Genomic DNA, 12322 nt, shown 5'->3' with positions numbered 1-12322 from the left:
AAATGTAAATAAACAGGTACAATATAAAAAATAAAATACAAATCAACGTTATATTAAAAAACAATAATAAATCTAGACCAATTAATTTTAAATATAATCGTGATCCTACAATAGTACTGTCGCTTCGTATTAATGTGCTTTTACTTCTATGATTTATAGTGCAATCAAAAATAAACATGAATAATAAAAATAATCTTGTGAGAAATATTTTAATATTCCAAAACAGTACTGTTCCATGTTTTAATGGACTAACTGAGTTATATATACTATAATTTACGACAACCAAACTTTTTGATAAAGCCAAGAAAAATGATACTACTATTGTTAATGCTATTACAAATCCTAATAGCACATCTAATATATTTACAATTACTAATGACGCATCATAATAAAGCGATTTGTTAAACATTTATTGAGCGGGCATTAAAATAAATTCAATATCAAATTTCATTATCGATTGACTGTATAGTAGTTTTTAAGTCGTTCAAGCAGCTGTCTGTTATACTCAATGCCTTCTAGTTTTATATTCGCTTTAATCTCTTTATATTCTTTAGAATTTTTTAATATTCCTTTATCGTAATAAAATAATACTATAGTTTTATAATAACCTGTATCTTTGGCATTGTAATATTCAAATGCTTTACCTAAAAAATTATCTTTGGCTATTATCAACATTAGATCTTGGAGGTCATTAGCGCCTTTAAAATCTGTATAAGTATTTATTATACCAACAAATTTTAAAATTGCATGAATAGTACTTCTCAATTCTAGCTTATTAGTTAAATCAGATTCTTTTTTTTCAATATGGAGATAAAACCTACCTTGATCTGGTAGAACAGGTTTATTGAGAGCATTTATACTATCCCTCTGAACATTAATCATCTTCTCATTAGCTTCAGCCACGCCTTCTGCGTATCTTTCTTGGGCTGGCTTTTGTTTAATAAAATCAACAAGCGCACTCCATACTGAAGTTATTAATCCTTCCCTTTCCTTATCACTAAGGTATTCTGCATTGTTCTCTGCTGCATTTCTGCCAGTCATGGCTGCGGTGTTGAAGTCTCCTCCGCTGAGGGCTACGGTTAGTCCGCCTACTAGTGCTGCGACATTGACTCCTTCATTTTGAAATGCTGTGAGTTGGTTGTATATTTGTTCTTCAGTAATGGAGTTGGAGTTGGTGATGGTGTCTTTACCCCATTGGATAAGTCTATTCTCTAAATCATTCTTGATCGCATCGCCGACTGCTTCACTAACTACTGCACCGATTGCACCTGAACCACATTGATTGTTGGTGGCATGGCCGAGAGCACAACCGAAATATATGTGGCTTGGTAAATAAAGTGTGGTACATTAGGTCACCGATAGTTTGGTAAGTCGTAATAATTATCGGTGTTAAAGATTGATAGAAGTAAAGTAGTAATCGTTGCAAAATAAAAGGAAAGAAAAACAAAGAAGTAAATTAGTCTTACTAGTATTATCGTTATTGCAAGAGCCAATTTTCCATTTCGTAATGAAATATAAACACCAGTAAATGAATTTAATAATCGGTTACGAAGGATATACCCATAGATAATCATTCCAACTGCTACCAAAGGGAAAAAAAGTGTCCATACAGCCCAGAACAATCTCTTCTGATTTTTAGTTTTAATATGCTTAATAAGGTAGGCATTGGCACCAGTTGGAATGAGAGTAACAAACATATAGATATAGTAAATATGAATTACAGTAAATAGCGCTACGATGAATATATGCGAATGTTTAAGTAACACTATATAAGGTATGACAATGCCATATAATTTATACCAAGAGGCATAATAAAAAAAATTAGATAAGTCATCATCAAGTGCATAAATAACACTATATAAAAAATCTCTAAATGAAAAATCTGGCGAATTTACTACTTCAGGTAATACTATACCCACTGCTACAGGTATAAACTCATTATAAAATCTACTTACAGGTAATACTATACCCAATGCTAGCAATGCCATAAATTCAAATAATAAAAAGTAGGTAATCAAATAACTAACCATTAGTAGTAATTTGAATAAATACTTTAAATTTATGGCGCGTTGGTAATATAAAAAGTACGATCTTCTTTTGTATAAAAGATAGGTGTTAATACAAATTAAAACTGGTAAAAAAAAGAAATTAAAAGCGCTGAATATCCAAAATATTCTATCGCTTTTAGTGTACCTAATTATTTTATTCCTAAGAAAATATATTCCAGAATTAAAGTTGTTCCATTTACAAAAATAAGACAATAAAACGAAGAAAACGAAAGGGCATGCAATAACTAGTAAAACTAATACAACATCAAATGATTTATCAAGCATTAATAACATTCAACATTTCTCGTGATTAAGCTCTTGACATCTTTTCAAGAATTCACCCAGAGGATAGTCATAATAATTTGGCCAATTATTATCAATAATATTTAAGATATCAATATGTTTTTGGGATGATTCTAAATCTTTATATGAACTGTTATAAGCTTGTTGTAATGAGATGCTGAATTCTGAATCACCAGTTAATACTCTAGAAGAAAACTCACCTATAGCTTTGTTACTAATGAAAACACTATTCGCAACTTGTAACAGGGCTTCAAATATTTGAATGTAGTCTTCATCAGTTTTTTTATTATTATAAAACTGCTTAACTCCAGCATAATATTTAAATGCTTTAGCTAGTTTTATATTTGGGTCTGATTCAGATAATACATTCACTGCTATTTGTTCATATTCTTGTTTGCCAATTGTAGCAGATACTTCTTGTTTTGCTAATTGAGTCTTTTCTTCAGGTGAGGATGTAAGTGCGTACCACAATCTTCCAATAAAAGTTAGCTTACCTTCCTCATCAAAAAGAAGTCCATTGTTCTCTGCTGCATTTCTGCCAGTCATGGCTGCGGTGTTAATGTATCATCTGATGTGGTTAGATAATAGTGTAGCATATTCAAATCAAATTACATCGCATTTAATAGTACAATATTCATAATGTACTATCTAATCATCACTGCTCAGATTACCGATTATGGTAAGTTTAAATCTTATGCAGTCGCTACAGCTGAGTATGTTGCTGAACTTGGTGGTGAGTATATTGTGCGTGCAGGTCAGACAGAATTACTGGAAGGTGTGTTTGATATGGGTAGCAAGGTTGTTATCTCTCGCTGGAAATCAAAGGAGCATGCGTTATCATTTTGGCAGTCAGAAAAGTATCAGTCTGTATTAAAACCACTTAGAGAAAATACAGGTACTTTTACTGTATTACTCATTGAAGGTGCGGGATAGTTAGATGTATTTGTCTATTGCTTTGCAGGCCACTTGTAATGCAGTAAATCAATGTTCAACGGTACCTGATGCGCGAGATCGTATTATTGACAATATTAAGAAGGTTGGGGCGCAGGTTCGTGCTAGTAAAAATTTCTTAGGTAGTAGAGTTAAGTTGGTGGTCTTGCCTGAGTACTTCGCTACAGGTTTTCCTATGGGGGATTCTATAGAGGCTTGGCAGTTGAAAGCATGTTTTGAGGTTGGGGGGGAGGAGTATGATTTGTTGTCTGAAATCGCAACGCAGAATTCATGTTTTTTATCTGGTAATTGTTATGAGTTGGATGCGGCGTTTCCAAATCTATATTTTCAAACAAGTTTTATTATTGATGATGAAGGAAAGCTAATCGTAAGGTATCGTAGATTAATATCAATGTTCAGCCCTACTCCTCATGATGTCTTAGATGAATACCTCTCTGTCTATGGCGCGTTAAGTTTATTTCCAGTGGCAAAAACTTCAATTGGTAATCTGGCTTGCGTTGCGTCTGAGGAAATATTATTTCCTGAAATAACTCGAGCATTGATGCTACAGGGGGCGGAGGTGATTTGTCATTCAAGTTCTGAAGTTGGTTCTGTGCTCGCTACCCCTAAGCATATCGCAAAGCTTGCCCGAGCTTACGAAAATCATTGCTACATAGTATCTGCCAACTCTGCCGCAATAACTAATACTAATTTTCCTGCTCATTCCACTGACGGCAATTCCTGCGTGATAGATTTTCTAGGTAAAACATTGGGTCAATCAGGCTATGGTGAAAGTATGGCTGCGCATGGGTATATCTCAATTGAAAATCTTCGTGAGTATAGAAACCAACCAAGTATGTTTAATCTCATTTCCAGGCTACGATTAGAGTTATTTAAAGAGACCTACCAAAAAACTATTTTTCCACCAAACTCGTTCCTCAAGAATCAGAGTGGTCAAGTGGTAAAAAATAATGCCTTAGAGACCCAGAAGCAAGTTATAGAAGATTTAATCAATCGCGGGATATTGGTTTAACAAACCATAACGATAATAAACTAATTATAATCATTCCAACATAGACCAAAAAGACTGGCTGATAGGAATTATAAGCGGTCTTAATCACTCCACTCAGAAAAATACCCAGCCCACCCGCTATGGCATCAAGCATGGTAATGGTGCCTATAATCTTACCTATGTCTCGTAATCCAAAAATACTTACCACTGAATATTGAATGAGGGTATAAACTCCACCCCACCCTAACCCAAAGCAAATCATACCTGGATAAATCAATGATGGGCTTAATGAAGTCAAAAATATTCCGCCAAGTAGCATGATTGAGAGGTTTGCATAAAATACCAGTCGCATTTTAAATAAATCTGCTAAATATCCAAAAATAAATTTACCCAGCAATGAAAAAGTAAAAAATAATGAAACTGCGTTAGCGGCTTTAGCAATGTCAAACCCCACACCTCTGGTGTATAAAAATAAATGACCCTGCGCACCAAGGATTGAATAAAAGGTTGCACAAGCAATAATTACTAACGCCCAAAACGGAACGCTTCGTACTGCCTCCCGATATGCAATTCCTTCTATAGCTTGTGTTGATTGTTTTTTACCGAGTTGATTGTCAAATACTGTAAAAAGACTAACAAAAAATAATAGCATGGGTACAAACGCAATGCAAAACATGGTAGCACGCCAATCCAAATTCATTAACAAGACTCGTTCAATAAATGGGAACATGATGCCACCTAAACTTGATCCAGCAATAGCGATACCAACTGCCATGCCGCGTTTATTTTTATTTGCCCAAGAAGAGCAAATTGAGACTGCCACATTTAACCCAACGAGCGTGAGGGTCATGCCGAAAAGAAAATGCACAAAATAAAGCTGTTGAATTGATTGAATGCGCGAAAAAAACAAATAGGCTATGGCGAGTGTAGTCCAACCAATTAAAATACATACCCTGGTTCCAAACCGATCAATAATGTATCCAGAAAATGGCGCACATAGTCCCGCAACCGTTAGTGAAATTAAATTACTAAATTTATATTCTGATAATGTCCAGCCAAACTCTTTAATCAGCATCTCATCATAGATAGATAATCCTGTAATCATCATGCCATTACTGACAATCATCATTCCGCAGGCAAACCAAGCAATAAACCAAGCGTACCAGGAATATTGTTTGATGGAGCTAGTTACATACATTATGCTATAATCTTACTATATTAACCATAAGGAGATTTTATGTATAAAAATTTATTTTTGTTACCTTTTGTAGTAATTACCTGTGCCATTTCAGTACCAAGTTTTAGTCGTGATATTAATAATCCTAAAGAATATGTAGATTTTTTTCGGAAAGTTAGATGTTCAATAAAAGATGGTGAAGTCACCATTGGCACTTGGGAAGGAAATATGTACTCTAGAGTTGAAGGTGAAAAAGATAGAAAACTATTTAAGGTATTGGGAATGAATATCAATAAATGTGTCTCAGTAACTAATGAAAAGAAACAAGTTGGCTATCGATCTATCTCAAGGGAACTTATGCTCTACCTAGATCCTGACAATAGTACAGTATTAAAAACTTGGAAAAATCCTTGGACTGGTGAAGAAGTTGAAGTAGTACATGTGGCCAATGATCCAGTTAATCAAAAATATGCAGATTTTGGCTATGATAGAAGCGGAAAGCCATCCACAGTTGCTTTAAAAGATCTTGGCGATGTCTATGGATTTAACTATGAAGTACCGCTTTTTTATAACAACCCACTGGCTGGGGAATATCAAGATTATGTTGGTAACCATTATCATGCTATGGAACTATTTAACTTTTTTGTAACGAAAAAAGATGCTGATAGCAAACAGGACAAGGTTAAATACCACATCGCTTGGACGAGAATTGCCCAGTGGTTGCCTTGGATGAAAATGGGAAGCAGGCCTGGACTCATGGTTGTTAATACCCAGGGCAAAAAAGTATTTAAGTTTGAAGAGCTTGATCCTATTTTGGTTAATGCCATCAACACTACTTACCCATTATATAAAACCGCGCCACCAGATAATGACGCAAGAGAAAATGAAACCAGCTGGACGGTATTTAAGAAATATATTGATGGAAAAAAGACTAAATAGATTTATTTAGTCGCAAACCCTTGCAAGATATCCGCTTTGGGATTGACCTTAAGTTTTTGATAATTTTTATCAAAAGCCGCTAGGAATATCGTGAACAATTCTGATTGGTTTTTGATATCCATTTTTTCGTAAATATGTAATCGGTGATTCTTTACTGTTCCATATTTAATCTCAAGTTTGCGTGCGATATCTCTAGACTGGTCGCCTCGTAAGAGTAATTGCAAGATCTGCTGCTCGCGCGGAGATAAGATTGATGAACCAAAATTAGTTAGGGCTAGATGTAAAAATGAGTGGTTATGTCCTTTGGCTGGGTTGAGATTTAATGATGTTGCGTAACTTTCAAGTGAACTCGTTATCAATGGCGAAATGGCACGCAGCAAAGCAATTTCATTTGAAGTGAATTTTTTAAACTGCTCCGAGCGTTCCATCGCTAACGCCAGTACTGATTTATTATTTAATGGCACGAGAAAATTAATCTCGTCATGTACTCTGGTGAGTCTATAATAACTTTCAAAATATTTACTTTTCTTAAAACCTTCTGGTGCAATATCGTGTAAGCGCAATACCATTGCTTCCTTTAGCGCTCTCGAGCGTTGATAAAATGGATCAAAGGCATAGGCACTATTCAGATAATTATTGATATTATTCTGCCGATCAGGGTTTAATTTTTGATAGAGTACTTTTGGACGATGCTCTGGATAATAGACAATAATCATAGAACTTTGGAAAGGCACAATATGGTAGAGAAATTCTTCTACAAAATGTGAAATTAAAATATTGTCTTTAACCTGAAAATAAGTGGCAAGATGAGCAAACCATTGTTTGTTTGCAATCATCACTGCATGTATTGTTTGACTGCATGTAAAGTTTTATCTAACCCTTTGGACAATCTATCAAACAGAAGCTCAATCTCTGGCTCTGACATTATCAAGGGTGGGCAAATAGCCACACTATTACCAGCCACACCTCTAACAATTAAACCTTCCTCTTGGCAATGTTGTTGAGCAAGCAGGCCAATCTTTACTTCTTTGGGAAAATCAGCTTTGGTTTTTTTGTTGGCGACTAACTCTAAAGCCCCTATCATACCTATCCCTCTCACTTCACCCACCAAAGCATGGTCTTCGAACTTAGCGAGTTTTTTCTGAATAAGTTCGCCGATTTTTTTGGCACGGTTAAATAATTGGTCGCGTTTATAAATTTTTAAAGCCGCTAGCGCTACTGCGCATGAGACTGGATGGCCTGAATAAGTAAATCCATGTCCAAATACGCCGACCTGATCCGAGGCTTCAATCATCGCCTCATAGATAAAATTAGGTATCACAGCAGCACTTAACGGTTGGTATCCTGACGTGAGGGCTTTTGCTAAGGTCATGCAATCTGGTCGCAACCCAAAGGTAGTCGCGCCAAAATCTTCTCCGGTGCGTCCAAATCCAGTTATCACCTCATCATCAATAAATAAAATATTGTGCTTCTTAAGAATTTTTTGAACTTCAGCAAAATAATGTTTTCCGGGTAACACTACCCCTCCTGCCCCAATTAACGGCTCACTAATATACGCCATAATGGTCTCAGGGTCTTCTTTAACAATTAAAGCTTCTAGCTCGTTTGCCATGCGTTGTTCAAAAGCAATCACAGATTCACCTTGTTGCCCCATGCGATAGTAGTGTGGGGTGGGAAAGCGCACCACGCCGATTGATTCAAAAGGCACATCAAAATGAGTGTGGTTACCAGCTAATCCAGTCAGCGCCACACTACCCACTCCTACTCCATGATACGCTTTACTTCCTGCCAGAATTTTTTTCTTCTTACTCTGGCCAGTTACATTGGCATAATAGCGTAATATTTTAATGTGGGTATCATTAGCATCGGAACCAGATAAACCAAAAAATATTTTTGCTTCAGGGATGGGAAGCATTTCTGCAAGCTGATTGGCTAACTCAATCATGCCAGTATGGGACTTACCACCAAAAGGATTGCTGTAGGATAGTTTTCTCATTTGAGCATTGGCTGCTTCGGTGAGCTCTTCATTACCATAGCCAAGCGATAAGCACCACAACCCACTCATTGCCTCTAAATACTCTTTGCCTTCTATATCGTAAAGATAAACACCTTTACCATGTGATACAACAAATTTCTCTAGGTGTTTAAAATTGGTAGAGGGATACAGTACAGAGGTCTTTTGCATTAACCTATTTTAACGCATGAAGTGGGTCAGTAAAACTATGTCCTAAACTATCGCAAACCGCTTGATAACAAACCTTACCATATGCAACATTCAATCCATTAAGTAAATGTTTGTTGTCTAGCAGTGCTTGTTTGGCGCCTTTGTTCGCCAGTTGTATAGCGAAAGGTAAAGTTGCATTACTTAATGCCATAGTTGAAGTTCGAGATACTCCGCCAGGCATATTCGCAACACAATAATGCACAATTCCATCTACTTCAAACACGGGGTCCTGGTGAGTGGTAGCATGAGAAGTTTCAAAACAACCTCCCTGATCTATCGCCACATCAACGACCACAGAGCCCTTTTTCATTTTTGCAAGGTGTTTTTTCTGAATTAGTTTTGGTGCCGAAGCTCCGGGAACAAGCACCCCGCCAATTATCAAGTCAGCTTTTGCACTCATCTCGTCAATCACAGCTGCCGTCGAATAGAGCAATTGTACTCTACCCATAAATATATCATCTAAATAACGAAGTCTTGGCAAGGATCGATCAACGATAGTTACTTTTGCACCAAACCCTACTGCCATTTTGGCTGCATTAATACCAACCACACCGCCACCAAGTATCAAAACCTCTGCTGCAGGTGTGCCCGGCACACCACCCAACAAAACTCCAGAACCGCCATGACTTATTTCCAAATAATGTGCTCCGGCTTGAATTGACATTCTGCCTGCCACCTCACTCATAGGCGCAAGCAAAGGCAATCCACCCATATCATCAGTAACGGTTTCGTAGGCAATACAAATTGCCCCTGATTTTATTAGCAATTCTGTTTGTTTTGGATCTGGAGCTAGGTGAAGGTAAGTAAATAAAACTTGGCCACTGCGTAGTCTTTTGCATTCAACTTCTTGAGGTTCTTTAACTTTTATAATCATGTCAGAAGCCTGGAAAATATCCTCTACGCTAGCACTTAAGGTCGCACCAGCGGATTGATAATCAGCATCGCTAAACCCAATTCTGGTACCGGCATTTTTTTCTACAGTAACTGTATGGCCATGCCCGATCAATTCCTTTACCCCACCAGGAGTTACGCCAACTCTATATTCATGGTTTTTGATTTCCTTTGGAACTCCAATTTTCATTTTACTTTCTCCATTATTTAATTTTTGATTGAGACTATTTTAAAGAAGAAATCCAATTAACATATTGACACCACACATTACCATAGCCATATATAAAAAAACCCCAGCAATTGCTGGGGTTTTTCCTTAATTCAATTAATACTACTTTAAAACTAAAAACCTTTTTTTAATGTGAATTGTAATCTATCTTCATAAAAACTTCTTTCGTATCCGAAATCATTTAAATAAAAATCTTTAGCATTTTTATCAACACCAATAAAAGCAAATTCAGCTTCGTCAGCACCGTCATTCCAATTAGCAACAAAAGCTAATTTATAGTCAATGAGCGAAGAGATATTTTTATAAATTTTATTACTGATATTAGTTGAACCAACAGAAGCGCGAATCTTAAAATTGTCTGCAACTTGACCATCATAAGCAACTTGTAGGTAAGAACTTTCACCTAATGCACCAAATCCAAAAAACTCAGGTGAATAAGCACCAATTAGTTTCAATTTACCACCAAGAAAACCTAATGTTACAAAATATTCTTGATAATTTAAATTACCACTAACCGAATTTGCGTTTAATTCATTTGCATCATTAGAAGTAGCACCAATGAAGTTATATGTATAAAACAATCCTAATAGATCTACATAGAAATTTTCATTGACTTCATAGTACAACCCTGCGTATAAATCTATTTCCAATGCTTGTTGTTGTGTTTTTGTAGAGCTTCTCTTTTGTCCATTTACATTAGATGCCCAGTAACCAAAATACCCACCAGACTTATGCGATGCAGTTACTGAATGTTGCAAAGCTGGTTGCCTTGCAGAAAGTGTCAGTCCTCTAAAGTTATACTCACTTGATAACGCAACTGATCCAACAACACTCCAATCTGATTTTTCTTCAGCGGCTCTTGCTATTGATGCTGCTCCAAGTAATAATGAAACTACTCCAAATATTATTGTTAATTTTTTCATATTAATTCCCACTCCTTTTAGTTAAATATACCAATATTGTACTAGATAAAATAATTATTTGCATAAGTATTTTATCTAGAAAAAACATACTTAAAATCAGAAAATTGTGCCTGTAGCTATATAAACAGCTACTTTTAATACTTTTGGGATATTTTTTAAAATGGCAATGAGTATACTAGAGTCAATGTAATAATTGAAAGAGGTATATATGGATATTGATAAGCAGCTAGAACTAGAATATAAAGAAGCAAAAAAATGGTTAGAAGATAACCCGACTATCGACAGAATTGAAGTAGTGATCTGTGATATCAATGGGATTTTTAGGGGTAAAAGTATCCCTATCTCAAAGTTAGATTCAGTGTATCAAAGAAAAATGAGAATGCCACTTTCAACTTTTTACTTTGATGTTTGGGGTAATGATGTGACCAGAATTTCTTACGCCAGTGGTGATTTGGATGGGATTTGCCTACCTTCTAACCTTGGATTAATGCCAAAAGTATGGAACTCCATCCCTTCGTCATTGCTCATGGTAACGCTTACCAACGAAGAAGGTGTGCCTTCTTTTTACGATCCTAGGAATGCGTTAGTTTCAGTAGTACAAAAATATCAAGAATTACAATTAACGCCAGTGGTTGCCTTTGAAATGGAATTTTACTTAACTAACCCTAACAGTGAATTCGCATCACCCCCCACACCTGAAGGGCATTCTAAACCATTACAATTTACCAACTCATACTCTATGGATGAGCTTGAGATTTTTGATACCTTTATGGATGAGGTTATTGTGGCAGCCGAGGGCATGAGATTACCAACTGAAAATATACTCTCTGAATGTGGCTGTGGTCAATTTGAAATAAACTTAGTTCACCAATCAGATGCAGTTAGAGCTGCTGATGATGCGCTTTTGTTAAAACAAATCATTAGAGGGATAGCACGAAAACATGGCTATCGGGCAACTTTTATGGCAAAACCATACTTAGAACAATCCGGAAGCGGTATGCATATGCACTATAGCCTGATTGATAATCAAGGTAAAAATATTTTTGATGATGGTACGGATAAAGGCACTCAAGAGTTACTCTATGCGTTAGGTGGCATGTGTAAAGTGATGGGTGAATATACTTTATTTTGCGCCCCAAATATTAACTCGTACCGCAGATTGAGACATGGTGAACTTTGCCCCAAAAATATTAGCTGGGGATATGACAACCGAACTGTCGCACTAAGAATTCCAAGTGGACCGCCGGTTAGTCGCCGAATAGAATTTAGATTGCCTGGTGCTGACGCCAATCCCTACCTGGTAGCGGCCACATCATTAGGTTCTGCTTTATATGGACTAACTAAGAAAATAGACCCACCAAAACCAATTACTGGGAACGCATATATGGCAAATGCCCCAGAAATCCCGCAAGATTGGGCTACTTCTATAGAAACCCTTGAAAAAGGCACTAGGTTAAAAGACATTATTGACCCCAAACTGATAAAAATATTTTTAGACTGTAAAAATCAAGAGTACGATGTATTTTCTACTAAAATTAATCAGTTTGAGTATAGCACCTACTTGGATATGCTATAGTAAAAAAATAACTATTGAAAAGCAACTAGTTTTATAGTATAGTAGATAGAGTAAAACAATTAAGGAGATT

The 12322-nt window shown here is 36.1% G+C and carries 13 protein-coding genes; 4 read left to right on the top strand and 9 right to left on the bottom strand.

Features of this window, described 5'->3' with window-relative positions:
- The 4 genes from QM538_03895 to QM538_03880 form a co-directional block, all read right to left on the bottom strand.
- Window positions 1-409, bottom strand: a 409-nt coding sequence (locus QM538_03895; protein MDI9347625.1) for a hypothetical protein, incomplete at its 3' end; no start/stop codon positions are given.
- Window positions 410-450: 41 nt separating this feature from the next.
- On the bottom strand, window positions 451-1041 hold the full coding sequence (locus QM538_03890) for a hypothetical protein (GenBank protein ID MDI9347624.1): 591 nt from the start codon (window positions 1039-1041) through the stop codon (window positions 451-453).
- A 311-nt stretch (window positions 1042-1352) separates the two neighbouring features.
- A complete protein-coding gene (locus QM538_03885; GenBank protein MDI9347623.1) occupies window positions 1353-1988 on the bottom strand; it encodes a hypothetical protein in 636 nt (211 codons plus the stop codon).
- Between the two features lie 354 nt (window positions 1989-2342).
- Window positions 2343-2897, bottom strand: a complete 555-nt coding sequence (locus tag QM538_03880; protein ID MDI9347622.1) for a hypothetical protein — start codon at window positions 2895-2897, stop codon at window positions 2343-2345.
- Window positions 2898-2990: 93 nt separating this feature from the next.
- Here QM538_03880 and QM538_03875 point away from each other — a divergent pair, with 93 nt between their 5' ends.
- Window positions 2991-3284, top strand: coding sequence for a DUF1330 domain-containing protein (locus tag QM538_03875; GenBank protein MDI9347621.1), 294 nt, complete (start codon window positions 2991-2993; stop codon window positions 3282-3284).
- Window positions 3285-3288: 4 nt separating this feature from the next.
- Window positions 3289-4314 carry a nitrilase-related carbon-nitrogen hydrolase gene (locus tag QM538_03870; protein ID MDI9347620.1) on the top strand — a complete coding sequence of 342 codons (1026 nt, stop codon included), beginning with the start codon at window positions 3289-3291 and terminating at the stop codon, window positions 4312-4314.
- On the opposite strand, the gene QM538_03865 is transcribed toward QM538_03870, so the two are convergent.
- Entirely contained in the window at window positions 4292-5491 is a 1200-nt protein-coding gene (locus QM538_03865) for an MFS transporter (GenBank protein ID MDI9347619.1), read from the bottom strand. The two genes, QM538_03870 and QM538_03865, sit on opposite strands and share 23 nt — an antisense overlap.
- A 39-nt stretch (window positions 5492-5530) precedes the next feature.
- On the opposite strand from QM538_03865, the gene QM538_03860 reads away from it, so the two are divergent.
- The gene (locus QM538_03860; GenBank protein MDI9347618.1) at window positions 5531-6409 is read left to right on the top strand and encodes a DUF1838 family protein; all 879 of its coding nucleotides are present in this window, start codon (window positions 5531-5533) and stop codon (window positions 6407-6409) included.
- A gap of 2 nt (window positions 6410-6411) precedes the next feature.
- Here the strand turns inward: QM538_03860 and QM538_03855 are convergent, their stop codons facing one another.
- From QM538_03855 to QM538_03840, 4 genes are all read right to left on the bottom strand, one after another.
- The gene (locus QM538_03855) at window positions 6412-7245 is read right to left on the bottom strand and encodes a helix-turn-helix transcriptional regulator (protein MDI9347617.1); all 834 of its coding nucleotides are present in this window, start codon (window positions 7243-7245) and stop codon (window positions 6412-6414) included.
- Window positions 7245-8594, bottom strand: a complete 1350-nt coding sequence (locus QM538_03850; GenBank protein MDI9347616.1) for an aminotransferase — start codon at window positions 8592-8594, stop codon at window positions 7245-7247. The genes QM538_03855 and QM538_03850 overlap by 1 nt, the downstream gene beginning before the upstream one ends.
- 4 nt (window positions 8595-8598) lie before the next feature.
- Window positions 8599-9714 carry an alanine dehydrogenase gene (gene ald / locus QM538_03845; protein MDI9347615.1) on the bottom strand — a complete coding sequence of 372 codons (1116 nt, stop codon included), beginning with the start codon at window positions 9712-9714 and terminating at the stop codon, window positions 8599-8601.
- 152 nt (window positions 9715-9866) lie between these two features.
- Window positions 9867-10676, bottom strand: a complete 810-nt coding sequence (locus tag QM538_03840) for a TorF family putative porin (GenBank protein MDI9347614.1) — start codon at window positions 10674-10676, stop codon at window positions 9867-9869.
- Window positions 10677-10884: 208 nt separating this feature from the next.
- On the opposite strand from QM538_03840, the gene QM538_03835 reads away from it, so the two are divergent.
- Window positions 10885-12252: a glutamine synthetase family protein gene (locus tag QM538_03835; protein MDI9347613.1), complete on the top strand. Its 1368-nt coding sequence runs from the start codon at window positions 10885-10887 to the stop codon at window positions 12250-12252.
- The last annotated feature ends 70 nt before the right edge of the window (window positions 12253-12322 follow it).

This window comes from Candidatus Methylacidiphilales bacterium (genome assembly GCA_030054035.1).
Classification (GTDB): Bacteria; Pseudomonadota; Gammaproteobacteria; order JASGCS01; family JASGCS01; genus JASGCS01.
The sequence above is the reverse complement of the archived record's forward strand: the minus strand, read 5'-3'. Positions and strand labels throughout refer to the sequence as shown.

Excerpts from the sequence above, each read along its gene's own strand:
- QM538_03865 (MDI9347619.1), bottom strand. The coding sequence starts at position 5,491 with ATGTATGTAACTAGCTCCATCAAACAATATTCCTGGTACGCTTGGTTT.
- QM538_03860 (MDI9347618.1), top strand. The coding sequence starts at position 5,531 with ATGTATAAAAATTTATTTTTGTTACCTTTTGTAGTAATTACCTGTGCC.
- QM538_03875 (MDI9347621.1), top strand. The coding sequence starts at position 2,991 with ATGTACTATCTAATCATCACTGCTCAGATTACCGATTATGGTAAGTTT.
- QM538_03885 (MDI9347623.1), bottom strand. The coding sequence starts at position 1,988 with ATGGCATTGCTAGCATTGGGTATAGTATTACCTGTAAGTAGATTTTAT.
- QM538_03880 (MDI9347622.1), bottom strand. The coding sequence starts at position 2,897 with ATGACTGGCAGAAATGCAGCAGAGAACAATGGACTTCTTTTTGATGAG.
- QM538_03850 (MDI9347616.1), bottom strand. The coding sequence starts at position 8,594 with ATGCAAAAGACCTCTGTACTGTATCCCTCTACCAATTTTAAACACCTA.
- QM538_03890 (MDI9347624.1), bottom strand. The coding sequence starts at position 1,041 with ATGACTGGCAGAAATGCAGCAGAGAACAATGCAGAATACCTTAGTGAT.
- QM538_03855 (MDI9347617.1), bottom strand. The coding sequence starts at position 7,245 with ATGATTGCAAACAAACAATGGTTTGCTCATCTTGCCACTTATTTTCAG.
- ald (MDI9347615.1), bottom strand. The coding sequence starts at position 9,714 with ATGAAAATTGGAGTTCCAAAGGAAATCAAAAACCATGAATATAGAGTT.
- QM538_03870 (MDI9347620.1), top strand. The coding sequence starts at position 3,289 with ATGTATTTGTCTATTGCTTTGCAGGCCACTTGTAATGCAGTAAATCAA.
- QM538_03835 (MDI9347613.1), top strand. The coding sequence starts at position 10,885 with ATGGATATTGATAAGCAGCTAGAACTAGAATATAAAGAAGCAAAAAAA.
- QM538_03840 (MDI9347614.1), bottom strand. The coding sequence starts at position 10,676 with ATGAAAAAATTAACAATAATATTTGGAGTAGTTTCATTATTACTTGGA.